Here is a 26,421-nt window from a genome sequence, read left to right on the forward strand (position 1 = left end):
TTCAATTTTTTAGGTCAAATACGGCGGTTTGTGCTCAATATTTTTTTGATCAAGGCGGAAAAAACGGAGCCGTTGTGACTTTTTAGCAGAATAAGCGATATTTTGTTATTTTAATATTGTAATTGGGGAATATTTTTTAAATTTGAAGAATTCATTCTTCAAGAATCAACTAAAAACACATCAAATAACAAATTTTATATACACAATTTAAACACAGACAAAAATGAAAGTGGCAGTAGTCGGCGCAACAGGCCTTGTAGGTACTGAGATGCTAACCGTGTTGGCGGCGCGAAATTTCCCAGTAACAGAATTGATTCCAGTAGCTTCAGAGCGTAGCAAGGGTAAGGAAATTGAATTCAAGGGAAAGAAGTATAAGGTGGTTACACCATCTGAGGCTATTGCTTTGAAACCTGATGTTGCATTGTTCTCCGCAGGAGGTGACACGTCTAAAGAATTTGCACCAAAATTTGCAGAAGCTGGAATTACAGTTATTGACAATTCTTCAGCATGGCGTATGGATCCGACGAAGAAATTGGTTGTTCCAGAAGTAAATGGCGATGTGTTATCTGCTGATGACAAGATCATCGCAAATCCAAATTGCTCAACTATTCAAATGGTAGTGGCGTTAAAACCATTACACGATAAATATAAAATTAAGCGTGTCGTAGTTTCGACCTATCAGTCCGTAACAGGCACAGGAGTAAAAGCCGTTAACCAGTTGATGGATGAACGCGCAGGTAAAGAAGGCGAAAAAGCTTATCCTTATCAGATTGATTTGAATGTCATTCCACATATCGATGTATTCCAGGAAAATGGCTACACCAAAGAGGAAATGAAAATGATTTTGGAAACAAACAAAATCATGCGCGACGATTCAATCAAGGTAACAGCAACAACTGTGCGTATTCCAGTGATGGGCGGGCACTCCGAATCATTGAATATCGAATTCGAAAATGACTTTGATCTAAATGATGTACGTGCTGCATTAGCAGCTCAAAGTGGTTGTATCGTTGTTGATGATCCTGCTAATCTTCAATACCCGATGCCAAAAGATGCACATGGTAGAGATGAGGTTTTTGTAGGACGTATCCGTCGTGATGACTCGCAACCGAATACGTTAAATATGTGGGTAGTAGCAGACAACTTGCGTAAAGGTGCAGCAACAAATGCTGTTCAAGTTGCTGAACTATTGGCAGAAAAAGGATTGATCTAACTCAAGTAGATTCCATAATATTGAGCCCCCATGAAGTAATTCATGGGGCTCTTTTTATAGGTACATTTATGATTTCCAGGAGGACAGGCATTTTTCAGCCAGGTCCAACAAATCTCTTGCTATGGTGTCAAGGTCTTTGGCAAGATGGAAAAATCAATCTTATCATTCAATGGTACATAGCTGTCTTTTTCCTGCTCTTCCAGGCGGTCAGGAAATAATATGCCGAAGAGGTGATCCGTTTCATGCTGGAAGATTACTGCGGTAAACCCTTCAATATTTTCTTCGATAACTTTTCCCTCCTTATTGATGTATTGCAAACGGATCGCGTAGCTCCGCAAAACGTCTTCTTTGCGATTTGGGATGGATAGACAGCCTTCTGCACCCTTCCGTTTTAGCTTTGAACGCCACAGGATTTTTGGGTTTACATAAAACTCGAAAGGTTGTTCCGGTTTGTCAAACCGTTGCACCCAGATCAGGTTTTTGTTGATCCCAATTTGAGGTGCCGCTATTCCTACCCCTGGATGGTTTGGATCCCGAACAGTTGCAAACATCCGCTTTGAAAGTGTTTCTAACAGTGGGTCATTGTACTTAACATCACTGCTTGTCGCTTTCAATACCTTTAAATCTTTTTCGTCGGTAGTTTGTAATACACGAAGAAGTGTGTTTTCATTCCCTGATAGAATAATCTTCTTGTCAGCTTCCGTAAATTCCTGTCCGGCATTCAGGTTGACCGGTCGCTCATTCTTCGCTTTATGAAAGGCTTTTTCTCCTGCCATAATTTTTGTTTCTAAATTGTTTTCTACTGGGGAACTGGACAACGATAACCGTTGCTGTAGGCGCAATAAGGATTGTAAGCCTTATTAAAATCTATCTCAATGGTACTGCCTTTGATATCATCTGTGGACAGGTCGATATACCGCCCACCACTATAACTCTCGTGGCCGTTTGTCTGATCTAAAAATGGTAAAAATAAATGTTTTTTGTAAGCAGGATTTTGAAATAAGGCCACACTTTGATAGATATTTAATGTCCTTTCAGCCCCGTTCAATTGAAATGTCACAATCGCATAGCGTTTGTATTCATTGCTGGTACCGTCATAGGTAGGCATACGAAATACAGGTTCATCAAATAAGACCTCTATTTTTGCTTTAGCTTTATAGTTAGGGCTAATAGGAAAGTAATCTAAAGATGCCACTTGATCGGCTTTCAATGGGCCAAATTGTTCTTTGGCTAATTCCAAAGCCTTCTCCTTGCGCTGGGCCAAAATTTGTTGCTCATAACTGCTCTGCGCATGACCATATAGGCAAAATGCAACAAAAAGGCTGGCAATAACTGTTTTTCTCATTTATCTTTTAAATAGTCTATCAAAGTTATAGCTTTTTTAGTGAATTGAAGTTTTACACAATAAAAAAAAAAAAATGATGACACTTCATGGGCTAATAGCCTGTGGAAGCAGAATCTCAACACGCATATCTCGATACTCAAATCTAAATTGTACTTTTGTAAAAAACGATTTTCCATGAGGTTAATGGCATTTGATTATGGTACAAAACGAATTGGGGTTGCGGTTACGGATCCGATGCAAATTATTGCTACAGCACTGACAACAGTTCATCCGCAGGATATTTGGACTTTTCTTACGGATTACCTCCACACGGAACAGATCGAAACATTCGTTGTCGGTAAACCCAAACAATTGGACGGATCGGATTCGGAGTCAGCTTCGCATGTGGTCGGGTTTATGCGCAAATTGAAAAAGACCTACCCTACAATTCCAGTTGTGGAAATTGATGAACGGTTTACTTCAAAAATGGCCTCTGCAGCCATCGCTCAAAGTGGGAAGAAGAAAAAGGACCGTCAACAGAAAGGCCTGGTCGATACAGTCTCAGCGACAATTATCTTGCAGAGCTATATGGAGGGTCGGAATTTTTAAATACGAATTTTATCGCATGAACCGTTAGCAATAGATAACTCGTTTATTAATGGAGTAGTGTCAATTTTATGATCATATAGTCCATGTAGGCGATGTAATCAAAACTGGGCGTAGCGGGCTCACTTAATACATAATTACAGATGAAAAGCATATTATTTTTTACAGAAGACATAGATTTTAAATTAAAAGAAAAAGGTAAGATTCGCCAATGGATCGCTGATGCGATAAAAGCTGAGGGATTTAAGCGCGTAGGCGAACTAAGTTTTATCCTCTGTTCGGACGCTTATCTTTTGGAAATCAATAAAGAATACCTGAATCACGATACCTATACCGACATTGTGACTTTTGATTCATCAGAAGATGAGGATACCATTGCTGGCGATATTTTTATCAGCGTGGAACGTATCCAGGAGAATGCACAAAAATTTAAGGTTGATGAACGTGATGAGTTGCATCGCGTCATTATTCACGGTGTTATGCACCTTTGTGGATATCCGGACAAAAAACCGGCTGATAAAGCTAAGATGACGGCTAAAGAAGATGAATATCTAGGGAAAAGAAATTTCTAGTTTATTCTACCATCCAATGTCAGTAGGGGTGTCCAAAAGAAATGGATACCCTATTTTTTTACTCGTATCCTCTTGAAACCTCATTTCAGCGGTTCAATTCTCCAGCGGGTCCTTTCCCTTTTTGACAGCTTCTTATTTATCTTTTATGCAAGTGATCTGTTATTTTCTGATTCAGTTCTTCCCAGCTGAGGAACACTTAAGTATAAGGTATATACGCGAATATCTCCTGAGTTTTTCCGTCAAAAAAACTTGACTTTCCCATTATATTTAATTAGCTTCAAAACACAAATTGCTAAACCATTTATAATGTGTCTAATATGAACGAATTAGAGGAATATTTCCGAAATAACAATGCGAAGCTGATCAACAAATGGATGCATTATTTCGACGTATACGATCGCCATTTCCGTCGATTTAAAGATAAAGAGATCGTCGTGCTGGAAATAGGTGTCTTTCAGGGCGGAAGCCTGCAGATGTGGAAGAAATATTTTGGCGACAAAGCTAAAATCTATGGTGTAGACATCAACCCCAATTGCAAAGAATTAGAAGAGGAGAACGTAGAAATATTTATAGGATCTCAGTCAGACCGTAAATTCCTTCGTAAAGTGAAAGAATCAATCCCACCAATAGATATCCTGATAGATGATGGGGGCATACCATGCTGCAACAGATTATTACATTTGAAGAGTTATTTGGACATGTAAAAGAAGATGGTGTCTATCTATGTGAAGACCTGCATACCTCTTACCAAGTTTTTTTATGGTGGTGGGCATAAACGGAATGGCACTTTTATCGAATACAGTAAGAATTTTATTGATTACATCAATGCTCATCATTCAGAACAACGCGGGCTGAAAGTCAATGAATTTACACGTTCGGTCAACTCCTTGCATTATTACGACAGCATATTGGTGGTTGAGAAACGAAAAATGCAGCCGCCAACACATATGAGAACAGGTACTGCTACAGTACAGGATTTTGATGCTCCGCCAACAGGGATAAGCGGATTAAAGTGGAAGATTAAGAAACCGGCGTTAACTGCGATCAATAAATTCCTCCGTTTTTTTAGGATTGGTGGATTTATGTGGAGATAGCAAATCGATAATACATAAAAAAAAGCGTTGTACAGCTGTACAACGCTTTTTTATAGCATTGCTAATGACTAAAATCTTTCAAATTGAGAGAAGAAGAAGTTACCTTCGATAGCCGCATTTTCATCAGAATCAGATCCGTGGATAGCGTTAGCATCGATAGATTTAGCATATTTATTACGGATTGTACCTTCAGCTGCGTCAGCTGGATTAGTAGCACCGATTAATGTACGGAAATCTTCAACAGCATTGTCTTTTTCTAAGATTGCAGCAACGATAGGACCTGAAGTCATGAACTCTACCAATTCACCGTAGAAAGGACGTTCTTTGTGCACTGCGTAAAATGCGCCAGCAGTTTCTTTTGATAATTGAATGTATTTCATTGCAATGATTTTGAAACCACCAGCAATAATATCGTTTAAGATTGCACCGATGTGACCGTTCGCTACTGCGTCAGGTTTAATCATCGTAAAAGTTCTGTTAGTTGCCATTATTTTAATTTTTTTGCAAACTTAGATAAATTGCTTTTTATATGCAATATAATTAGACTTATATAAAAACAATTTATTCGTCATAGTGTCTTAATTTAAAGTGCTCAGGGTCGTGAAACAAGTCTCAGTTCAATTCTGCTGAACCCGCAAGTTGTGCCTCCCTCCGTCACTGGCAATCTTTTTGCCGTGGAAAATGTAATAAGTTTATAGGCAATTGATAATGACCAGAAATAAAAAATCAACTGTAAACAAATCTATTAAATAAATATATTCGATACGAATATGTAACTTTGTAATGTTATGGCATTAAATCTAACAGTAGACATCGATAAGGATTCCGGCTTTTGCTTTGGAGTGGTATACGCTATAGATATGGCAGAGGAGATTTTGGAAGAGGACGGTTACCTCTATTGTCTTGGTGATATCGTACACAATGACGAAGAAGTAGCCCGATTGAAAGCCAAAGGACTGCGTATTATCGATCATGCTGCACTGCCTACACTACAAAACGAGAAGGTACTGATCCGTGCGCATGGTGAAGCCCCGAAACCTATCGTACAGCGTTAGAAAACAATATTACCCTAATTGATGCTTCCTGTCCAGTCGTACTCAAGTTGCAGAATCGGATCAAAACCTCTTTTGATCAGGAGGAAAAGATCTTGATCTTTGGAAAACATGGGCATGCGGAAGTCATCGGTCTACAGGGACAGACAAATAACGAAGCACTCGTATTTCAGGATATCGCTGAGTTGGATGATGCCGATCTGCCAGCTTCATTTACGCTCTATAGTCAGACAACAAAAAGTGTGGATAAATTCTACGCCATCAAAGAGGAACTGATCAAGAGAGGGTATGAGGTCAAAGCCAATGACACTATCTGTAGACAAGTGTCTAACAGATATGAGGATCTTGGTGCCTTTGCTCGACAATATGATAAAATTGTTTTTGTGTCCGGTAAAAAGTCTTCCAATGGAAAGGTTTTGTTTGAAGTATGCCAAAAAGCCAATCCCGAAAGTTACTTTATCTCCGACCCTGCCGAACTGGATGCGTCAGTTTTTAGAACCGGTGACCGTATCGGTATATGTGGAGCAACCTCAACACCAATGTGGCTGATGAAAGATGTAAAAGCGACCTTGGAAGCACTCTAACCTAGTTCACCCGTCATAGATATTTCATATTATCGCGAGTGAATCTGCAGTACATGCTTTTTTGTTTATTTTTGTAGGCTATGAGCAATAAAGCCAAAAAGGTATTCTTTTAGTACAATTAGGTACACCCGATAGTCCAACTACTCCAGACGTAAAAAATATTTGACCGAATTCCTAATGGATCCCCGCGTCATCGATATTCCTTATTTTCAACGGACATTATTGGTAAAAGGAATTATTGCTCGTACCCGCGCTCCAAAATCAGCAAAAATTTACGAAACAATCTGGGACAAGGAAACTGGCTCCCCTTGATGCATTACAGTATATTGCAACGAGACCTATTGCAGGAATCGCTAGGGGACGAGTACCATGTGGAGTTGGCTATGCGTTACCAAAATCCATCCATCGAAGCTGCACTGGGCAAGATGGAGGGGATGCTGCTCGAATCCGTTCGCGTTATTCCATTATTCCCACAATATGCATCAGCCACATCAGGTTCTGTAATAGACCGTGTAATGGAGCTGATCCGCAAATGGAATTATTTACCTGAGATTAGTTTTGTAAGCAATTTCTGCACGGATGACTTAATGGCTGAGACGTTTGCAGACCATGCTCGAAAACACGATCTTACACATTTCGACCACTTTGTGTTTAGCTATCATGGCCTTCCTGTCAGGCAGCTGGGTAAGGTGGATCCTACTGGCAAACTAAAATGTCCTGAATCGGGTTGTGACTCCTGCAAAACAAATGTCAATGCATATTGTTATGTTTCTCAGTGTTATGCGACGACGCGGACCATTGTTGAAAAACTAGGCTTGCAGAAAGAACAATACTCCCTGTGTTTCCAGTCCCGTCTGGGTAAAGAACCGTGGATTCAGCCCTATACTTCCGATTTGTTGCATGACCTCGCTAGTAAAGGCTATAAAAATTATTGGTCTTCAGTCCGGCATTTGTGGCAGACTGTATAGAGACTATCGATGAAATTGGCGTGGAATATGCTAATGAATTCAAGGATTTAGGTGGAGAGGAGGTCTGTTTGGTCGAAAGTCTTAATGATGATCCCAAATGGATAGCATCTCTGAAGCAATTGGCACTCAATGCCAAAAATTAAAACGAATTAATGATGTTGTTAGTAAATGCATGTGTTTTACTCATTCTAGATTTTTATATCTTTTTGCCCTCCGAGCTACGAAGATTAAATTTCCCAAAACAAAAATATTCGCCGTATTATGGTGGTCGTATTCGGCCCTATTATTATTAGGTGTTTTTATATCTGCCAAATATAACATTCCATTGATTGTACGATCTGTTATTTTGGTCGGGTTCTTTCTGACAGCAGCTTCAAAGATCTTCTTCTTTTTGATTTTGTTGATTGATGATATCCGTCGTGGCGGAGTCTGGGTCAAACGCTTGTTCAGCAAGAAGGAATCCGTAGAGGATGTTGTGGCAGATGCTGGCAGTTCATTGCCTGAAAATCCGGTCAAAGGCATCAGTCGATCCGAATTTTTGACCAAAGCGGGTATTTTAATTGGCGCTTCGCCGTTGATTCCATTAAGCTGGGGTATTATTTCTGGCGCATACGATTATCGCGTGAGACGTGTACCTTTATATTTACCTAATCTTCCGAAAGCTTTCCACGGCATGACCATCGCACAGATATCAGATGTACACTCGGGATCCTTCTATAACAAGACTGCTGTAAACGGTGGAATCGATATGTTACTTAAAGAAAAGGCAGATGTGACATTCTTTACAGGCGATATCGTGAATGCTCAAGCATCTGAAATGCGCGAATACCAAGATATTTTTGCGCGGGTGAAGTCGGATTTAGGCGTATTCTCAACATTGGGTAACCATGATTATGGTGATTACTATTATGGAAAAGAAGATTCTCCCGAGAAGCGAAAAAATTTGAAGGATGTGATTGATGTCCATAAAGTGATGGGCTGGGATCTATTAATGGATGAAAACCGCAAGATCAAAGTAGATGGCGAAGAACTCTGTATCGTTGGGGTGCAGAACTGGGGAACAGGTCGTTTCCCAAAACATGGCGATATCAAAAAGGCTTTGATGGGAACCGAGGAACAGTCCGTTAAGTTATTATTGTCCCATGACCCTTCTCATTGGCGCGCACAGGTATTGGATACTGATGTCGATGTGATGTTTGCAGGCCATACCCATGGTATGCAGTTCGGTGTACGCGCTGAAATGTTGCAGTGGAGCCCTGTACAATATATTTATAAAGAATGGGCTGGACTCTACCGTGCACAAGAAAATAAACGTTTATATGTCAATGTCGGTTATGGATTCTTAGGATATCCCGGTCGTGTTGGTATCCTTCCTGAAATTACAATCTTTGAGTTGATTAAAGGGCAAGATCCAAAATTTAAGGCTTAACCTGCTGTATGGAGGCTTTGGTCGTTCCGATCTTTGGCTTAATAATCTGGGAGATGACTAGCTGTCACGGGAGATGTCAGTGATTCTGATATTTTTAACATAGCTTTAAAGGACTCATCTTTAGATAATTTTACTTTTTAATTTTAACTTTTTACTTAAAAAAGCTAATATTGTGTATTCTGTACACCAGTTATACATAACATGCAATCAACTTTAAACTTTGGGGACTCTCCCCACACACGCGTTAATATTCTTACCGGGGAAAAAGTACTTGTGTCTCCACATCGCAGCAAGCGACCATGGCAAGGCCAGGTAGAAGATCTGCCAGGCGATGATAGACCGGCTTATGATCCCAAATGCTATTTGTGCCCAACCAATAAACGGGCAGATGGGGATATCAATCCAGATTATAAAGAAAGCTTCGTTTTCGTCAACGATTTTTCGGCATTATTGAAAGATACTAGCCAACAGGAATTTAATGAGGACGAATTGTTTATTGCAGAGACTGAAAAAGGAATCTGTAAAGTTATTGCATTTACACCACGCCATGACCTCACCTTGCCTGAAATGGAACAATCAGCTATAAAGGCTGTAGTTGATCTTTGGCAAAAGGAATTTGAGGAACTTTCCAAAGTGGAATGGATCCGCTATATTCAGATTTTTGAAAATAAAGGCGCTATTATGGGCTGTAGCAACCCACATCCCCATGGACAGATCTGGTCACAAAATCATTTACCGGTAGAGATTCAAAAGGAGTGTGTGCAACAGCAAAAGTACTTCGACAAATACCAGCGTACGCTATTAGCCGATTATATCAAAGCCGAACTAAAAAAGAAGAGCGCATTATTGATGAAAATGATTCTTTTGTCTCTTTGGTGCCTTTTTGGGCCGCTTGGCCTTATGAAACCATGATTGTTAGCAAAAGAGCTGTGCAAAATATAGCCGGATTTGACGAAAAGGAGAAGGAAGATCTTGCCGCAATACTCAAGTTATTGACCACACGTTACGATAACCTTTTCAAAACATCTTTTCCTTATTCTGCGGGTATGCACCAAGCTCCTGTCAATGATGGAGATCATCCGGAATGGCATTGGCATATGCATTTCTATCCACCTTTATTACGCTCGGCAACAGTCAAAAAATTTATGGTCGGATACGAGATGCTCGCTAATCCACAGCGGGATATTACACCTGAAGTTGCCGCCGAACAATTGCGGAATTGTGCTACCAAACATTATAAATCTAAGTAAGAATGATCGCAAAAGAAACTATAGTAAATAAATTTAAGAGCTTATATCAGGAAGAACCCATTGTGGTTTCCTCGCCGGGGCGCATTAATATTATCGGTGAACATACCGATTATAACGATGGTTTTGTATTACCTGCAGCTATTGACAAGGCTATTTATGTTGCTGTCAGCAGACGTGCGGACGATAATATTGTGTTGTATGCTGAAGACTATCAAGAAAGCCATGAGGTCAAATTAAGTGAAATCGCTATTTCAGAAAAGCACTGGCCGAATTATATCCTCGGTGTAGTGGACCAATACCAAAAGCGAGGTGCTATATTGGGCGGGTTTAACCTTTATATTGATGGTGATGTACCATTGGGTGCCGGCTTATCTTCTTCAGCAGCAGTAGAATGTGCTGTTACTTTGGCCCTTAGTGAACTGTTTGAATTAAATGTAGAACAGATTGATATCCCGCAAATTGCACAAAAAGCCGAGCATACCTATGCCGGTGTGATGTGTGGTATCATGGATCAATTTGCGTCGGCATTTGGTAAAGAGAAAATGTCATTAAGCTGGATTGTCGCTCCTTGGGATTTGAATACGTGCCACTTGACCTCAAAGGTTATGAAGTGGTCCTATTGAATACAAACGTGAAACACTCCCTTGCTTCAACGGCTTACAATACACGTAGAGAGCAATGTGAGCAGGCGTCATCATGGGTAAGAGCGCAATATCCTCAAGTTAAAAATCTGAGAGATGTTACAGTAGATATGCTGGATGAACTGGTTAAAGATAAAGATGCAGATATCTATGCCAAAGCAAGTTTTGTTGTCCGTGAAAATGAACGGGTAGAAAAGTCTTGCGAAGCATTACGCTCTGGGGATATTGAACAGTTGGGGCAATATATTTTTCAGAGTCATGAGGGCTTGAGCAAAGTATATGAGGTAAGTTGTCCTGAATTGGATTACCTGGTTGATTATGTCAAACAATTCCCTGAAGTCATTGGTGCCCGAATGATGGGCGGCGGCTTTGGCGGCTGCACAATCAATATTGTTAAAGAAGGTGCTGTTGCATCAATTTTGCCAACCTTGGAGAAAGAATATCAACAAAAATTTGATAAGGAACTTTCAGTCATTCAGGTAGAAATTGCGAATGGTACAAGGATTTTGTAATCCATTTTTTATTATAAAGCGCTCGTTTTCAGTGATCAATATAACTTTCAGTATATTTTCATACAGTTGAGTGAATAAAAGTTTTAGTAATAAATACCCGTTGAACTTCGGCGGGTATTTTTTGTTTTATTTCGACGAGGGGTGAATCTTTAAAAGTGTATATTGGTAATATATAATATTGTTCACTACCAATATATAAATTCATATATTGTAATATAAGCTATAATATATGATAACGCAAGGTGCAATATTACAGGTTGTTATGGTGAAACAGGCCGATTGACGATAGGAGGAGCTGTTTTTATTTTTATGTGTCAAGTTTCCCCAACGCTTGCTCTAGGTCTTCAATCAAATCTGCTACATTTTCAATCCCAACTGAGATGCGGAGCATGCCCAAAGTGATTCCGGACGCTTCCTTTTGCGCCTGTGTGTGGTGTCCGCCCCACATGCTGGCCGGATGCACAATAAGTGATTCAACACCGCCTAAACTAGCTGCATTGATAAAAATTTCCAGATTGTTAATTAAAGCCTGTGCATTTTTGAAGGCCTGCTCTTCATCTGTTCCCTCAACTTCAATACAGATCATTCCTGAAAAGCCGCGCATCTGGCGAGCCGCAAGTTCATGCTGGGGTGGCTTGAAAGCCCCGGATAACTTACGTTCTTAATCTTAGGATGCCGATCAAGGAAACTGGCGAGTTCTAATGCATTTGAATTGATTTGTTTGACACGTAGGCTCAGCGTTTTGAGCCCACGGAGGAGCAACCAAGAATCCAATGGTGCCAAAGATGCCCCCAGAGCAACACTGCGCTTCCAGACTTTTGAAATATAGTCCTGACTTCCACAGACAATGCCAGCCGTTAGGTCGCTATGCCCACCCAGATATTTCGTAGCGCTATGAACAACGATATCAATCCCAAAGTCCCGTGGTGTCTGATTTATGGGGAGGCAAAGGTATTGTCAACCATACTCAAAATATCATGTTGCTTGGCCAATTCACCAACTGCCTTTAGATCCGTAATATTTAAATTCGGATTGGAAGGAGTTTCGATATAGATGAGTTTGGTGTTTTCCTGAATAGCATGGGCAAAGGCTGCGGTATCCGTTTGGTCCACGGCTGTGACGCTGATGCCATAGTCGGTCAGAAATTCTTTAAAAAAATAGCTGTTCCTGAGTAATGGGCAAGCTGTGCAACGATATGGTCACCAGATTTCACAATAGCTAATATGGCGGTACTGATAGCGGCCATGCCCGTCGCAAATACGAGTGCATCTTCTGTTTTCTCCAGTTTGGCGACTACCGCTGCAACTTGGCTATTGGTTGGATTGCCATGACGGTGATAAAAGTAAGGATGTTTGGGTTCGGTCGCTGCCTTGATGTATTCCGCGGGATCACTGTCCGCAATATAAGTTGATGTCTGAAAGATAGGAGCCGTTACAGCAGCGGTTGAATTGAAGTGTTGTCCTTCATGGACGAGTATCGTTTCGGTATTGGATGCCATGCTAATTTTTATTGATAAGTGTCCTTTTTTAGCTTCAATAGACACATCACATATATGTCTGTTCCTGATAGCCAATAAGAGCCTTCAATATCCTTTCATTGCACTTGGCGCAGATTGCTATAGGAAGGTTTCTTGTATACCCAAATATAAATAAAATCTACACAATAAGTAGATTTTATTTATAGCTGAGTGCCAAGAGCGTTACGATAACATCTGTTTGAGTAGGTTTAGCGCGTAGCTTATTGTATTTACATTACTTAGCGCAAGGCGAAGTTGCCCTTTACTTCTTTGAGATTGCTGATTTCAGGGTGGGACTGCACAAAAGACAGTACCCGACCAAACTGATCCGATTCAAAATAGCTCGATTTTGGGTTATTGACAAAATACCCTTTTAGTGTATTCTTTTTATAGGATATCTTCTCGAACCCAATTGTTTTTCCAAACCATTGCAGGCGTAAAGTATTGAATAGCTCGAATACTTCGTGTGGGATCGGGCCAAAACGGTCTTCGAGTTCTTTCTTGAATGCCGCCAGTTGCTGCTCGTTCTCGAGTTTGGAAAGCTCCGTATAGAGGTTATAGCGTTCGGTGATATTCGTTACGTACTCATCAGGGATTAATACTTCAAGATCGGTGTCTATTTGTGTAAAATTAACATATTTGCGTTCCTGTTCATCCGCAAATACCTCCGAGAACTCATCATCTTTCAGTTCCTGGATGGCTTCATCCAAGATTTTGTGATACATTTCAAAACCTATTTCAGCAATAAAGCCTGATTGCTCTCCGCCCAGTAAATTTCCGGAACCCCGGATATCTAAGTCCCGCATGGCAACATTGAATCCCGAACCTAGCTCTGAGAATTCCTCGATCGCCGAAAGTCGTTTGTATGCCTCCGATGTCAGTGTCGATAATGGAGGACTCAATAAGTAACAGAAGGCTTTTTTATTCGAACGACCTACACGGCCCCGCATTTGGTGAAGGTCACTCAAGCCGAACATATGCGCATGGTTGATGATAATGGTATTGGCATTCGGGATATCCAGGCCTGCTTCAATAATTGTCGTTGCGATAAGCACGTCAAAGTCGTGGTTGATGAATTTGAGCATCACATCTTCCAATTCATCTCCTTCCAGTTGACCATGGGCCACGACACGTGCTCCAGGTACAAGCTTGCGGATTAAATTGCCCAATTGAGGAAGGTCAGCCACACGGTTATGGATAAAGAACACCTGTCCACCCCGATCGAGTTCATAACTGACTGCTTCACCGATCAATGATTCATTAAATACGTGAAGCTCGGTCTGTACCGGTTGACGATTGGGCGGAGGAGTCGATATAATGCTTAGATCTCGCGCTCCCATCAAGGAGAAATGCAAGGTCCTGGGGATAGGGGTCGCTGTTAAGGTCAACGAGTCCACATTGGCACGCATAGCCTTTAACTTCTCTTTAGCGGCAACACCAAATTTCTGCTCCTCATCAATAATCATCAAACCCAGATCCTTGAACTTGACATCCTTACTCACCAGACGATGTGTACCGATGATGATATCTATTTTTCCCTCCGCAAGACGCGCCAAAGTGTCCTTGATCTGCTTGGTCGTTTTGAAACGGTTGATGTAGTCAATATTGCATGGAAGTCCTTTCAGACGTTCGGTAAAAGTACGGTGATGCTGTAATGCTAAGATCGTTGTTGGGACTAACACAGCAACCTGTTTGCTATCAGCAACGGCTTTAAATGCTGCCCGGATGGCAACTTCTGTCTTTCCAAACCCGACATCACCACAGATCAACCGGTCCATTGGATGTGGCGACTCCATATCTTTTTTACATCTGCGGTAGCCTTTTCCTGATCTGGTGTATCCTCATAGATAAATGAGGCTTCCAGTTCATTCTGCAAATAGCTGTCCGGAGAGAAGGCATTCCCATGCTGAGCCTTCCGTTTTGCATAGAGCATAATCAGGTCACGGGCAATATCCTTGACTTTCTTCTTGGTCGTTTTCTTTAATTTATCCCAGGCATCCGTACCGAGCTTGTTCATCTTCGGAACTGTGCCCTCTTTGCCGGAATATTTTGAAATCCGGTTTAACGAGTTGATATTGACATAAAGCAAATCATTGTCCGCATAGATCAGCCGGATCATCTCCTGGGATTTGCCATTGACATCCACCTTTTCCAGTCCGCCATACCGGCCTACCCCATGATCAATATGCGTGATAAAATCTCCGGGTTTGAGATCCCGTAGATCTTTCAATGTAATTGCCTGCGAACGTTCGTATGCTTTTTTCCGTTTGTATTTGTAGTACCTGTCAAATATCTGATGATCTGTATAACAACAATTTTAAGCTGTCGTCCCTAAAGCCTTCGCGCAATGCTTTATGAATAGGGATAAACGTAGCCGCTTTGTCAAGATCCTCTAATATCGTATAGATTCGCTCCACTTGTTTCGCTGAATCCGAAAAGATCAGATTCTGGATCCGATGGCTCTCATTTTCCTTAAAGTTATGGATCAGCAGATTAAAATCTTTATTAAAAGAAGGTTGAGGATGAATATCAAACTTGAGTGTGACTTCCCCTTATAGAAAAACTGTTTTCCAAATTCAATGATCGGGAAATCAAAAAATAGGGCATTGAGGTTTTTCTCATCGGTAAATTCATACTCTGGATTATGCCAGTCTGGATTATCTTTTTCTGTTTATCAGTCAAACTGGTCCAGAGTTGTTTTGCTTTTTCAACCCATCCTTGACAATATCAAGTGTAAACTGGGCGTCTTTGATCCAGATGGAAGCCCCTGATCGATATATTCCAATAAGGAAATGTGCTGCGAGGTCAGGAACTTGGCCTGAACATTCGGAACAATGGTAACCTTATGGATTTTATTGACCGAGAGCTGCGATTCAATGTCAAAGGTCCGAATGCTTTCGATATCATCACCAAAGAATTCGATGCGGTAGGGAAGGTCATTCGAGAATGAAAAAATATCTACGATACCACCTCGTATTGCAAATTGTCCGGGTTCATAGACAAAATCTACACGTTCGAAGTCATATTCGATCAAAAACTCGTTGATAAAATCAATACTTAAAGCCGTGTTTTCTGTAATTTCCAGCGTGTTTTTCTCCAGATCGGTACGATTGATTACCTTTTCAGCAATTGCTTCGGGGTAAGTGACCACTATCTTTGGTAATTCCGACGTATGATTGAGCGAACTTAATGTTTCTGCACGCTGTAGTACATTTGCTGAATCCGTCTGTGTGAAGTCAAAAGCTTTTCGGTAAGAAGAAGGAAAAAAAGTACCTGTTTGTCCAATAAGCTTTCTAGGTCGCTTAAAAAGTAGGAGGCATCTTCGTGCGTTGGTAAAATAAAGACCATTGGATGCTCCTGCAATTTGTAGGATGAGACAGCGATGAATGCATCCGAAGAACCGACAAGGCCTTTCAGTTGAATCTTTGGATTTTTGGACTGCATAGCCTTTGTAAGCGACTGGACTGATTCGCTTTGGCTGTATTTTTCTAGTATTTCTTGAATTCCCACGAGCAAAAATTTCGAATAATTGCGAATTTAATTAAATACTCTTAAGTATGTGGTATGTTGTGCTAAATTTTTTGGTAAAAATTGATCAAAAAGAGAACTTTTGTTGCCGGGACAAAAGGGGAATGTCCCATGAATAGCGAGCGAGAGTATTGTGGCAAACGAGCAATTATGCTGCCTGTCCTTGAAGACTAGCAATGGAGATTCAGTAATGAATTATTTTGCTAAGTGAAATGTATAGGCAAAGGCCAATAAGATCAAAAGGATCGCCAGATAGAGTAATTTATACTGCTCGTAGGCAGTGACACGATAGGATCCAATTTTAACACGGTTTTTGCTGTTTCTCATAATTAATTCAGGTCAAGCTCAATTCGCTGTTCACTAATATAGCTTTTTAATGTTGTATTACCAAAAGCATGTAGTGTGTTTTGAAAATCTTCCCGGTAATCGAATTGAAAGTCCTCATGAAGTTTATCATATTTACCGACAGCATGTTTAATACGGCCCGTGATATATTTATGCAATTTATGGGCTGCCGATTGATAAGATGAATCAAATAGTCGTTCATAGTCGCCTATAACCCGTTGTAGGATATAAAAACGGAATTCAGCTTCACTGGTTTTGTCTTTGGTGACTTTCTCATGCTCGTTCACCAGACCGCTTGCCTGTTTGACCAGCTTGCTCAGCCCGATAAAATTGCTGTGATGCGGTGTATTGCCAATCTGACTTGTTCCGATGTCAAATAATTGAGCTAATTGCTTCCGCAATTTATCAATACGTTCCTCCAGATCATACTCGTTCTCTAACAATTGAAAATGCAATTGTTTCATCAGCATTTTGTCCTTACTGATCAGACGGACAAGTAATTTGTCTTTTTCTTTTTGTGGCAGCTCAAGGACAGCTTTCTTTAACTCGGCATCTTGATGTAGAGACATAATGTTTACGTAAAATGATCTTATTATTAGCGATGAAAGAGCAAAGATGAAAGACGCCTGATTGTTCAGCTAATAGTCTGTTATCCTTGCTCCTTTATCCCTATTTTATCAGCGACCTAAATAGGTGAATGGAAAGTATCATTCCGACCCTACAACATAGATCCGCTGGTTGATTGTTAATATAATATTCTAAATTTGATCGTATTGTCAATTTGCTTCAATTGTTTCAATAGATCTTTATCATATTCGCCCTGAATATCAGTTACTGCATAGCCAATATCACTCCTGGTCATTAAGAACTGAGCAACGATATTGATGTTGTTTTGTGCATAGACCTTATTGATTTGGGCCATGATACCCGGTACGTTTTTATGGATATGCAGCAATCTTGTCACCTGTTTAACTTTTGGTAATACCAGGTTCGGGAAATTGCGGCTGAGATAAGTGTCACCATTGTTGATAAATTCGGCCATACGACGTGGAATAAATTCCGAATTTTTCTTTTTACTTTTCTTATCATCAAATACGACAATTCCCTTGGCATTGCAGATATCTTTATTGATATGTCCCTTGATGTCGCCCAGATAACCGATTGTTTTTAATTTATCTGCCTGTTGAAGCTGTTCATCAGTAATGTCGATATTGTCGCCTAGCAAAAGCATGCCAACATCTTTTACATATTTTTCCTCAAAAGTCTCTTTCGTACGGATCGAGAAACCATCTCTTTTCAGAATATGGGCAGCAATCTCCGGAACATCACCGACAATGAGACAAAGAATACGGTTTTTAGGGTAAGAGATCGCACGTGGCAGATCATTTACATATAGGAATTCATCAAAGCTAGGCGTGATGAAATCCGCTTTTTCAGTGACACTTTTACGTTGGATGTTCTCCGTAAAGGCAAAAAACTTTTCGATTAAACCCGACTCTTTCAATTGAAAATCCGAATAACCGTCACCGATACCAAAAAGTCGGCCTTCGATATTCAGTTGTTTTAAGAGCTGTACTTTTCCGCCTTCAGTGGATAGGGGTTTTCCTCATCAAAGCCGATGATATTGCCTTCCGCATCGAATCTAAATGTGTTTGCGTAGATATTTTCGGTTTTGATATGATAAGGTGTTACCACAGGAGTGATAAACTCCTTAAATCCACCGGAAACAATCCAGGCCGTATCCGAATGTTTTTGAAAAATTCACGATTACGTGAGAAAGACGTTGAAACTTTTTTCTTGAGATGAGATACCAGTTTATCCAAGTGGCTTTTGTTCGCGTTTAGCAATTTCACACGACCGGCCAAGGCTTCACGGAAAGAGAGTTTTCCCTCCATGGCAAGATTGGTGTATCGTTCAATTTCATTGTAGATAGATTCGCGGTCAGGATGATTTTCAAGTGAGATCCGGGCGAGCTCATCGAGCGCTTCTACTTGGGTAAATGTACTATCAAAATCAATGATGTAATAGTTTTTCATCTTAATTATTTGTTGTTTAGTGGTGATGAAGCTATCATGAGGGGTACTTATTACTATCGAACTGAGAATTGGTTAATCCTGATTGTTTCATCTTTATTATTTGAAACAATCATAAACGCACAGGCTTGATTTTGAATCGGATAGTTTGGTAAGCTCATGATGGGTTCAGGGTTCGGTTGATTAATATTTTATAAAGTTTTTACTGTTTGCTGTACAAATTTGCGATTTCTTTTAATGTCTGTTCCAATGGGCGGTAACTGTGGTTCAAGAGTGACTGTACCTTCGCATTGGAGTACTGTAATTTGGCACTCGATGCTGCTGCCGTTTCTTTGGTCAGCGAAGAGTCCGATTTCTTGAAGACAGCGAGCATGCTGGAAACAGTGGATGCGATCTGAAGAAGAGTCTCGGAGACCTCAATCGTAGGTTCGGGCTTGTTCATCAGGACGCTGGCCACACTGAGCAGATCTTTATTGGGAATGTTGAGGTGATTGATAATATAGCGTTCAGCGGTAATCTCGCCCTTTTCCATCAATTGGATCATAATTGATGCGACATCTTCCACATCGACGATGCCGACACTCCCTTTCGGATAAAACCTCAATCCCTTATTGATCATGGAGAATATAGCTCCAGATCCTTTGTCTTTGGCTGCCGCCCCAATATCACCGAAGGGTTTACGATAACAGCATTCAGCCCTTCCGTAATACCGCGCCAAACCTCCATTTCCGCCTGATATTTAGACAGCGAATAGTTGGAGGTTGTGGGGCTATGCTCCCAATGGTCTTTTTCAGATACCGGTAAGTTGTCTTTGTTGGTGCCCAATGCGGCGATCGAACTAACATGAAGTAGACGGATGTTTTTCTCCAGGCAAAGGTTGACAATATTTGCTGTTCCTTCTACATTGACCTTAAAGTGTGATTTAGCATCTTTCTTCTGATAGGAGACCAATGCCGCGCAGTGATACACTTTCGTTACGCCTTCCAGCGCGTCTTCCAGTTCAAAATAATCGTTGATGTCTGCATCAACCCACTGAATCAACGAAGAAGATAACAGGCTGGTTGGAATAATAGATTGAGCTCTCTTGGTCGCAATGACGTCAATTCCTTGATCTATCAGTTGTTTGATCAATGTAGATCCTAAAAAACCTGTTCCTCCTGTTATTAATATCACTTGATAAAGATACTGTTAAAAATAATGTTTTCAAAAGTTAGTTAATAAATGGATATTTGTGTGAGTTGCATCCCGAAAAAAATAAGATGTTTTAAACAAATTATAGCTTATGTCATCATTGTCCGTATTCTTTAGCCCGATTTCAATTGCAAGTATCTCTCCAGAGCATGGTTTCTTAAATTCCCAATTAGGGAATGTGATTCAGGCTTATGAAACAGATTTTCCTACTTGGGAGGAAAATGAACAACCTCAATTGGCTATTATCGGTGTACAGGAGGATCGGGCATCGGTCAATAACAACGGAACGGATAAAGCTCCGGATGCGGTACGCAAACATCTTTATACCTTGTATCAAGGAGATTATAAGATGAATATTGTCGATCTGGGGAATATAAAAGCTGGTAATACCATTCAGGATACCTACGTGGCCTTGAAATCTGTGGTAGAAGAATTAGTAAAGACGAATGTTCTCCCGATTATTATCGGTGGTGGACAGGATCTGACCTATGCACAATACCTAGGCTACCAGAATTTGGAACGGAAGATCGAATTGGCTATTGTGGATTCGCGTTTCGACCTCAATCAGGAGGAAGCTGAAAATGTCAGCCTCAATTCTCGATCTTATGTCAATCACATTATTTTGCATCAGCCCGATTATCTGTTTAACCTGAATTCCATTGCTTATCAGACCTATCTTGTCAGCAAAGAGTCCATCAATATGTACGACAAATTGTTTTTCAATGCAACCCGAGTAGGGATGATCGCAGGTAAAATGGATCAGTCTGAACCACTTATCCGGGCTGCTGACCTGATCAGTTTCGATATTGGCGCTATACGGGCTTCAGAGGCACCGGGCAATGCCAATGCGATTCCAAATGGCTTGTACGGAGACGAAGCTTGTCAGCTTGCGCGTTATGCAGGTATGTCGGACAAATGTACTTCTATTGGTTTCTACGAATTGAACCCTACATTTGATCCCATGGAACAGACCGCAATGTTGGTTTCTCAAATGATCTGGTGTTTTATCGACGGTTATTATAATCGCAAGCAGGATACACCTTTATACCCCAAATCGTCCTATATCATCTACCGTACCACACTTGAAAATGAAGAACATGAATTGGTTTTTGTGAAAAGCAAAAAATCAGACCGTTGGTGGATACAAGTGCCTTATTTTGGGTCAAAATCTGTCAACGAAAGGTACTACCTTGTGCCATGCCGTTATGAAGATTACCAAATGGCTGTATCTGGGGAAATGCCCGATCTATGGTGGAAAACCCATCAGAAATTGCAGTAAATCAGGATAAAGCAATATCTTGCTTGTACCTTAATGCCCTGTCTAAATTAAAGGGATATTGGATTGATGATAGCATTACCCAATTGCAGCGGCATAAATTCATCAGTCAGTAGTAGTATGATCAGTCAATAAAGACTATTGTATACTACTGTTGATACGCAAACTTAACATTAATCAAATTTGATAGCAGATGTTCTGTCACGACAGGTAAGAAGCTGCTATTCTCGTAAAATATAAATCATGGAAATATTTTTCTTTGCAGGAATTGTCTTGTTGTTGGTCATTTTGATCATATTGGTGTTGAAAAGAAATAGCGCTCCTACTGTGGATGTGGGCCAGAATAAAGAAGTAGAGGCATTGAAAATAGAACTGGCCCGTTCACAACAACGAGAGCAAAGTTTGCTGGAAGAACGTTTAATGCTAAGAGATGAATTGGACAAAGAACGTGAGAGTGTATTGGTTGCTGAGCGTTCGCTGGAAAGCACGCGTTCATTCTATGAGGCTCAAATGGATAAATTTCAGGAGCAAAAAAATGAAATTGCCGAAATAAAAAGACAGTTTAACAATGAATTTCAGGTTATCGCCAATAAAATATTGGAAGAGAAAACGCAGAAATTTACCGAAACAAACCACCGCTCACTCGGACTGATCCTAGATCCGCTCAAGGAGAAAATCAAGCTGTTTGAAGAGAAGGTAGATAAAAATTATAATCAGGAAGCGGCGGAACGAAATTCCCTGAAAGGCGTCGTGTTGCAGTTGGTCGAACAAAGTCTCAAGATTAAAGATGAAGCCAATAGCCTTACCAAGGCATTAAAAGGAGATACGAAAAAGCAGGGTAATTGGGGTGAAGTGATTTTGGAAAGAGTCTTGGAACGTTCGGGATTGATGAAAGACCGTGAGTTTAGGTTACAGGTTTCCTTAATGGATGCTGATGGGCGGAGAATGCAGCCCGATGCGATTATAGACCTTCCCGAAGATAAACATCTTATTGTCGATTCTAAGGTCTCCTTGATCGCTTATGAGCGTTGGGTAAATGCGGAGACTGATGAAGACCGAGCGATTTTTGCAAAACAACATGTACAGTCTGTCGAAAATCACGTGAAGGAGCTCTCCGCCAAAAACTATCATGAGTTGTATGGGATAGAATCGCCCGAATTTGTCTTATTGTTTATGCCGATCGAATCTGCATTGAGTATGTCTGTCGCAGAAAAACCAGACCTATTCAGCGATGCTTGGGATCGCAAGGTCGTTATCGTTAGCCCTTCGACACTGTTGGCGACATTGCGTACCATCGCTAGTATCTGGAAGCAAGAGCGTCAGACACGCAATGTGATTGAAATCGCCAAAGAAGCAGGAAGTTTGTACGATAAATTTGTGAGCTTCCTGACGGATATGGAGCAGGTTCAAAATCAGCTGGAACGCGCGTTGAAAAGCCATGAGGATGCGACCAAAAACTGTCGACAGGGGCCGGAAATGTCATCGGGAAAGTGGAGAAGCTGAAACGATTGGGAGCAAAAGCAAATAAACAGATCGACGCTAAATTTCTGGACGAAGACGAATAATGAGGGCCAGGACTTAGTAAATACGACGACTTTCCGGTTAGTAACCTGATATATTTTAAGATATGAAAGTGTGGATTGTCCTGTTTAAGGTGGTTGATGAAGTCCGTTTACTCTAAGTTAAAGCGATTGTTTCGAAAAAGAGAGACGGAGTAGTCAAACCTTCCGGTTCGACAGGTTGTGCAGGCATAAGAACAAAGATTGAAGCGCTGGTCATAAAAGCACTAGGCTTCTTGCAAACAAGCTCTTCAATCCTCAAGCTAAGGCCGTAAGCCGAAGGCTTGCCCCACCAAAGTCTCAATACGCACTACTAACTACTCAATACTAATACCTCCCTACAGCTCTTTCATGCGTTTATTGATCGAAACATCTACATAAGTATCCTTTAAGCGATCAACAGCCTCTTTCTCGACAACGAGATTGGTGTCTGATTCGTAATCATGTAAGGTTCTTAGATTTTGGATTTCATTGTCATAAGGATCACGTCCGGCCAACAGTTTGACAATGACAGGAAGACATTCTAAAAACACAAAGAGTAGCGCGATAAAGAATACCGCATTCGCATTGGATTCATTGACCTTTCCATTGGCATCATAGCGTAGATTACCTAGCGCCGAATTGCGATCAGCAAAACCTGCGACGTTGACAGCACTGTCCAGTGAGGCATTTGACAAAACCTTTTGATCCAGTATTCCTTCAAATTTTTGCTTTTGACGGATAGCATTTTGTTGTGCTGCTATCTTATTCCGTAGCGTGTCCAGATAAGCTTCTTTCTTTTTGAGTTCTTCTTCCTTCATTTTAGCATAAGGACCATAACCCATCACACCCGATGTCTCTGTGGTTTTATTTCCATAGATTTCATAATTCAATTTGGTGCGATCGGTCTTGATACCTGATTCCAGTGAATCACGTTCTACACTTATCGCTTTTAGTTGATTGACCTCGTTGCTGTATTTTTTATTGAAAGTACTGTTCAGGGTATCAATTTTTGCGCGTTGGTCAGCGAGGAAACGTACGCGTAAATTCTCACGGATCTCCTTGTCAAAAATTTTCAGTTCCAAAGGCCGAGAAATAACTAAACCAATTAATATAGCCAACAGAATACGCGGTAGCGCCTGCAAGAGCTGCATCCAGCCACTTTTTGATTTATTGATACTCAGTACGATATAACGGTCCATGTTGAAAATCGCCAGACCCCAAATGATTCCGAATACGATTGCCAAGAACCAGTCCAGTGTTCCCCACTAAACACAAAATACATCGCATAGCCGCCAGAGAGACTGGCGAACAAACCGGTAAAAAAATAGTAGCACCTATGGCTGTGTACTTACTATGCTCCTCCGGATACTTTTCAAGAGTTTCTTGATGTGCACCTGCACATCTCCAAAAGAAACGGTTAATAGCGCTCATTTAAATATTTTTACCCAAATTGACAGATTATTTTTAACAAGGTTACGAATAAGTTTTTGTTTTACAATAGGATGACGTTTTTTCAGTCGCTTGCGATGCAAAGAACCGGGACTTTATTTGCCTAATTTTATTATCTTTGGAAAAAAATCAGGAATAATCAGACGATATGAAGAAAAGACAACTTTTGCCATTTTTAATGATAGTGGCAACTGCGATTGTTGGTTGTGAGGAAAAAAAATGATGACAGATAATCCTCTTTTGTTGGCCTATGAAACACCCTTTAATGTTCCACCATTTGACAAGATCAAAACCGAACATTTCAGGCCTGCCTTTGAAGAGGCAATAAAAGTACATAATTTGGAAATTGACTCTATAGTCGATAACTCCGATAAAGCGACTTTCCAAAATACGATAGTAGCCCTTGAAAATGCTGGAAGCTTGCTAAATAATGTATCTACTGTATTTCATAACCTCAATAGTGCAAATACTAACGATAGCATTCAGGCGATCGCAAAAGATCTAGCCCCAATATTGTCTAGCCATTCGGATGAAATTTCGATGAACTCCAAATTATTTGATAAAATCAAGGAAGTTTGGAATAGCCGCAATACACTTGGTCTGGACGCCCAAGACGACAAACTCCTAGAAGAGACTTATAAAAGCTTCGTGCGTTCTGGCGCAAATCTAAAAGATGCGGATAAAGAAAAAATGAAAAAGATCAATGCCGAACTTTCGACATTGACAACACAGTTCGGACAGAACCTATTAGCTGAAACCAATGCCTATCAACTGGTGGTTGATTCGGCAAGTCAATTGGAAGGCCTGCCGGAATCATTAAAAACTGCGGCTGCCGAAGAAGCTGTTGCCAAAGGTAAAAGGATAAATGGGTATTTACCTTACAGAATCCTTCGATCATGCCTTTCCTGCAATATGCCAAAAACCGGGAACTGAGAAAACAGATCTGGGAAGCATATCAAATGCGCGGAAACCACGATAACACAAATGATAACAAAGAAATCATTCAGAAAATCGTCAACCTTCGTCTTCAAAAAGCGAAGCTATTGGGCTATAAATCGCATGCGGCCTATGTCTTGGAGGAATCCATGGCTAAGACACCTGAAAATGTATATGCTTTATTGAATAAGTTATGGACACCGGCTTTGGCGAAAGCAAAAGGCGAAGAGGCGGATATCGCAAAAGAGATTAAAGGCGAAGGTGGTACTTTTGCAGTTGCACCTTACGATTGGAGATATTATACAGAGATTATCCGTAAAAAACGCTTTGCACTGGATGAAGATGAAATCAAACCTTATTTGAGCTTACCAACAGTACGTGAAGGCGCTTTTGCAGTAGCAAACAAACTATATGGTTTGACATTTGTTGCCCTTAACAATGTGCCAACCTATCATAAAGAAGTAGAAGTGTACGAAGTGAAAGACAAAGATGGCTCACATCTGGGACTTTTGTATGCAGACTTCTTTCCACGTGAGTCTAAACGTGGCGGCGCTTGGATGACATCTTACCGCAATCAATCTACAAAGATGGCAAACGCGTTGCTCCGGTAATTTCTATTGTATGTAATTTCACAAAACCTGTGGGTAAAAACCCTGCATTGCTGACATTTGATGAGGCGACTACGCTATTTCATGAATTTGGACATGCTTTACATGGATTACTTTCCAATGTCAGATACAGATCAATGGCCGGTACTTCCGTACCACGTGACTTTGTCGAATTGCCATCGCAGATCATGGAAAATTGGGCAGCAGATCCAGAGGTATTAAAGACCTATGCAAAACATTTTAAGACCAAAGAGGCCATGCCAGATTCATTGATCCAAAAAATGGAAAAAGCAGGTACTTTTGACCAAGGCTTTGCAACGGTGGAATATCTTTCAGCAGCATTGTTGGATATGGATTACCATGCGGCAACCAAGGAAATTTCGAAAGATGTCAATGGATTTGAAAAAGCAGCAAGAAAATAGGTATTATTGACGCAATTATCCCGCGTTATAGAAGTACTTATTTTCAGCATGTCTTCGCTGGAGGTTATTCAGCTGGATACTATGCTTATATCTGGTCGGAAGTATTGGATTCAGATGCTTTTGCAGCCTTCAAAGAGAAATCTTTGTACGATAAAGCAACAGCGGATTCATTCCGTAAGAATGTTCTCGAAAAAGGAGGAACAGATGATCCGGCAAAAATGTACCGGACCTTTAGAGGTGCAGACCCAGATCCGAAATATTTATTGAAAAAAGAGGATTGAATTAATCCACTACAAAACAAAAAAAGGAGATATATAAAAATATATCTCCT

The 26,421-nt window shown here is 40.6% G+C and carries 22 protein-coding genes and 6 pseudogenes; 17 read left to right on the forward strand and 11 right to left on the reverse strand.

Annotation, left to right across the window (positions count from 1 at the left end; translation table 11 throughout):
* The first annotated feature begins 223 nt into the window (after nucleotides 1–223).
* Complete coding sequence (locus KUH03_RS21760; RefSeq protein ID WP_120260404.1) at nucleotides 224–1,213, forward strand: aspartate-semialdehyde dehydrogenase; 990 nt, start codon at nucleotides 224–226, stop codon at nucleotides 1,211–1,213.
* A gap of 119 nt (nucleotides 1,214–1,332) precedes the next feature.
* On the opposite strand, the gene def is transcribed toward KUH03_RS21760, so the two are convergent.
* Nucleotides 1,333–1,989: a peptide deformylase gene (gene def, locus KUH03_RS21765; RefSeq protein WP_257096498.1), complete on the reverse strand. Its 657-nt coding sequence runs from the start codon at nucleotides 1,987–1,989 to the stop codon at nucleotides 1,333–1,335.
* A gap of 23 nt (nucleotides 1,990–2,012) precedes the next feature.
* Complete coding sequence (locus tag KUH03_RS21770) at nucleotides 2,013–2,558, reverse strand: DUF1684 domain-containing protein (RefSeq protein WP_257096500.1); 546 nt, start codon at nucleotides 2,556–2,558, stop codon at nucleotides 2,013–2,015.
* Between the two features lie 174 nt (nucleotides 2,559–2,732).
* On the opposite strand from KUH03_RS21770, the gene ruvX reads away from it, so the two are divergent.
* From ruvX to KUH03_RS21790, 4 genes are all read left to right on the forward strand, one after another.
* Complete coding sequence (ruvX, locus tag KUH03_RS21775) at nucleotides 2,733–3,146, forward strand: Holliday junction resolvase RuvX (RefSeq protein WP_257096502.1); 414 nt, start codon at nucleotides 2,733–2,735, stop codon at nucleotides 3,144–3,146.
* 140 nt (nucleotides 3,147–3,286) lie between these two features.
* Nucleotides 3,287–3,715 (forward strand): rRNA maturation RNase YbeY, encoded by a 429-nt coding sequence (gene ybeY / locus KUH03_RS21780; protein ID WP_257096504.1) that lies wholly within the window; start codon nucleotides 3,287–3,289, stop codon nucleotides 3,713–3,715.
* Nucleotides 3,716–4,032: 317 nt separating this feature from the next.
* The gene (locus tag KUH03_RS21785) at nucleotides 4,033–4,419 is read left to right on the forward strand and encodes an SDR family oxidoreductase (RefSeq protein ID WP_257096506.1); all 387 of its coding nucleotides are present in this window, start codon (nucleotides 4,033–4,035) and stop codon (nucleotides 4,417–4,419) included.
* 6 nt (nucleotides 4,420–4,425) lie between these two features.
* Nucleotides 4,426–4,809, forward strand: a complete 384-nt coding sequence (locus KUH03_RS21790) for a hypothetical protein (RefSeq protein ID WP_257096508.1) — start codon at nucleotides 4,426–4,428, stop codon at nucleotides 4,807–4,809.
* A gap of 68 nt (nucleotides 4,810–4,877) precedes the next feature.
* Here KUH03_RS21790 and KUH03_RS21795 read toward each other — a convergent pair whose 3' ends face one another.
* A complete protein-coding gene (locus tag KUH03_RS21795; RefSeq protein ID WP_077437233.1) occupies nucleotides 4,878–5,297 on the reverse strand; it encodes a nucleoside-diphosphate kinase in 420 nt (139 codons plus the stop codon).
* Nucleotides 5,298–5,597: 300 nt separating this feature from the next.
* Here KUH03_RS21795 and KUH03_RS21800 point away from each other — a divergent pair.
* From KUH03_RS21800 to KUH03_RS21830, 6 genes and pseudogenes are all read left to right on the forward strand, one after another.
* A pseudogene (locus tag KUH03_RS21800) lies at nucleotides 5,598–6,445 on the forward strand (4-hydroxy-3-methylbut-2-enyl diphosphate reductase).
* Between the two features lie 177 nt (nucleotides 6,446–6,622).
* A pseudogene (locus tag KUH03_RS21805) lies at nucleotides 6,623–7,556 on the forward strand (ferrochelatase).
* A gap of 182 nt (nucleotides 7,557–7,738) precedes the next feature.
* Nucleotides 7,739–8,842 carry a metallophosphoesterase gene (locus KUH03_RS21815; RefSeq protein WP_373564772.1) on the forward strand — a complete coding sequence of 368 codons (1,104 nt, stop codon included), beginning with the start codon at nucleotides 7,739–7,741 and terminating at the stop codon, nucleotides 8,840–8,842.
* A gap of 201 nt (nucleotides 8,843–9,043) precedes the next feature.
* A pseudogene (locus tag KUH03_RS21820) lies at nucleotides 9,044–10,092 on the forward strand (UDP-glucose--hexose-1-phosphate uridylyltransferase).
* A 2-nt stretch (nucleotides 10,093–10,094) separates the two neighbouring features.
* On the forward strand, nucleotides 10,095–10,715 hold the full coding sequence (locus KUH03_RS21825; protein ID WP_257096512.1) for a galactokinase family protein: 621 nt from the start codon (nucleotides 10,095–10,097) through the stop codon (nucleotides 10,713–10,715).
* Nucleotides 10,703–11,245 carry a hypothetical protein gene (locus tag KUH03_RS21830; protein ID WP_257096514.1) on the forward strand — a complete coding sequence of 181 codons (543 nt, stop codon included), beginning with the start codon at nucleotides 10,703–10,705 and terminating at the stop codon, nucleotides 11,243–11,245. The genes KUH03_RS21825 and KUH03_RS21830 overlap by 13 nt, the downstream gene beginning before the upstream one ends.
* Nucleotides 11,246–11,552: 307 nt before the next feature.
* On the opposite strand, the pseudogene KUH03_RS48940 reads toward KUH03_RS21830, so the two are convergent.
* The 7 genes and pseudogenes from KUH03_RS48940 to KUH03_RS21880 form a co-directional block, all read right to left on the reverse strand.
* Nucleotides 11,553–12,743: pseudogene (locus KUH03_RS48940) on the reverse strand (PLP-dependent aspartate aminotransferase family protein).
* A 201-nt stretch (nucleotides 12,744–12,944) separates the two neighbouring features.
* Nucleotides 12,945–16,271, reverse strand: a pseudogene (mfd, locus tag KUH03_RS21855) (transcription-repair coupling factor).
* Between the two features lie 213 nt (nucleotides 16,272–16,484).
* Nucleotides 16,485–16,616, reverse strand: coding sequence for a hypothetical protein (locus KUH03_RS21860; RefSeq protein ID WP_257096529.1), 132 nt, complete (start codon nucleotides 16,614–16,616; stop codon nucleotides 16,485–16,487).
* Nucleotides 16,617–16,618: 2 nt separating this feature from the next.
* On the reverse strand, nucleotides 16,619–17,203 hold the full coding sequence (locus KUH03_RS21865; protein ID WP_257096531.1) for a hypothetical protein: 585 nt from the start codon (nucleotides 17,201–17,203) through the stop codon (nucleotides 16,619–16,621).
* A 176-nt stretch (nucleotides 17,204–17,379) separates the two neighbouring features.
* Nucleotides 17,380–18,670, reverse strand: a pseudogene (locus tag KUH03_RS21870) (HAD-IB family phosphatase).
* Nucleotides 18,671–18,869: 199 nt separating this feature from the next.
* Nucleotides 18,870–19,286 (reverse strand): hypothetical protein, encoded by a 417-nt coding sequence (locus tag KUH03_RS21875; RefSeq protein WP_257096533.1) that lies wholly within the window; start codon nucleotides 19,284–19,286, stop codon nucleotides 18,870–18,872.
* Complete coding sequence (locus KUH03_RS21880) at nucleotides 19,283–19,840, reverse strand: NAD-dependent epimerase/dehydratase family protein (protein ID WP_257096535.1); 558 nt, start codon at nucleotides 19,838–19,840, stop codon at nucleotides 19,283–19,285. Before KUH03_RS21880 ends, KUH03_RS21875 begins: the two co-directional genes overlap by 4 nt.
* Before the next feature lie 109 nt (nucleotides 19,841–19,949).
* On the opposite strand from KUH03_RS21880, the gene KUH03_RS21885 reads away from it, so the two are divergent.
* Nucleotides 19,950–21,137 carry a formimidoylglutamase gene (locus KUH03_RS21885; protein ID WP_257096537.1) on the forward strand — a complete coding sequence of 396 codons (1,188 nt, stop codon included), beginning with the start codon at nucleotides 19,950–19,952 and terminating at the stop codon, nucleotides 21,135–21,137.
* A 240-nt stretch (nucleotides 21,138–21,377) separates the two neighbouring features.
* Nucleotides 21,378–22,637, forward strand: coding sequence for a DNA recombination protein RmuC (rmuC, locus tag KUH03_RS21890; protein ID WP_257096539.1), 1,260 nt, complete (start codon nucleotides 21,378–21,380; stop codon nucleotides 22,635–22,637).
* A 394-nt stretch (nucleotides 22,638–23,031) separates the two neighbouring features.
* Here rmuC and KUH03_RS21895 read toward each other — a convergent pair whose 3' ends face one another.
* Nucleotides 23,032–23,919 carry a DUF4407 domain-containing protein gene (locus KUH03_RS21895; protein ID WP_257096541.1) on the reverse strand — a complete coding sequence of 296 codons (888 nt, stop codon included), beginning with the start codon at nucleotides 23,917–23,919 and terminating at the stop codon, nucleotides 23,032–23,034.
* Nucleotides 23,920–24,343: 424 nt separating this feature from the next.
* On the opposite strand from KUH03_RS21895, the gene KUH03_RS21900 reads away from it, so the two are divergent.
* From KUH03_RS21900 to KUH03_RS21910, 4 genes are read left to right on the forward strand one after another with little or no spacing between them, the layout of a single operon-like run.
* Nucleotides 24,344–25,057 carry a hypothetical protein gene (locus tag KUH03_RS21900; RefSeq protein ID WP_257096543.1) on the forward strand — a complete coding sequence of 238 codons (714 nt, stop codon included), beginning with the start codon at nucleotides 24,344–24,346 and terminating at the stop codon, nucleotides 25,055–25,057.
* Nucleotides 25,021–25,671, forward strand: coding sequence for a M3 family metallopeptidase (locus tag KUH03_RS48945; protein ID WP_373564773.1), 651 nt, complete (start codon nucleotides 25,021–25,023; stop codon nucleotides 25,669–25,671). The genes KUH03_RS21900 and KUH03_RS48945 overlap by 37 nt, the downstream gene beginning before the upstream one ends.
* A 29-nt stretch (nucleotides 25,672–25,700) precedes the next feature.
* The gene (locus KUH03_RS48950) at nucleotides 25,701–26,090 is read left to right on the forward strand and encodes a M3 family metallopeptidase (protein ID WP_373564774.1); all 390 of its coding nucleotides are present in this window, start codon (nucleotides 25,701–25,703) and stop codon (nucleotides 26,088–26,090) included.
* Nucleotides 26,091–26,107: 17 nt separating this feature from the next.
* Nucleotides 26,108–26,371, forward strand: coding sequence for a M3 family metallopeptidase (locus KUH03_RS21910; protein ID WP_257097211.1), 264 nt, complete (start codon nucleotides 26,108–26,110; stop codon nucleotides 26,369–26,371).
* Nucleotides 26,372–26,421: the final 50 nt, after the last annotated feature.

Source organism: Sphingobacterium sp. E70 (genome assembly GCF_019285695.1).
GTDB classification, from domain to species: Bacteria; Bacteroidota; Bacteroidia; order Sphingobacteriales; family Sphingobacteriaceae; genus Sphingobacterium; species Sphingobacterium detergens.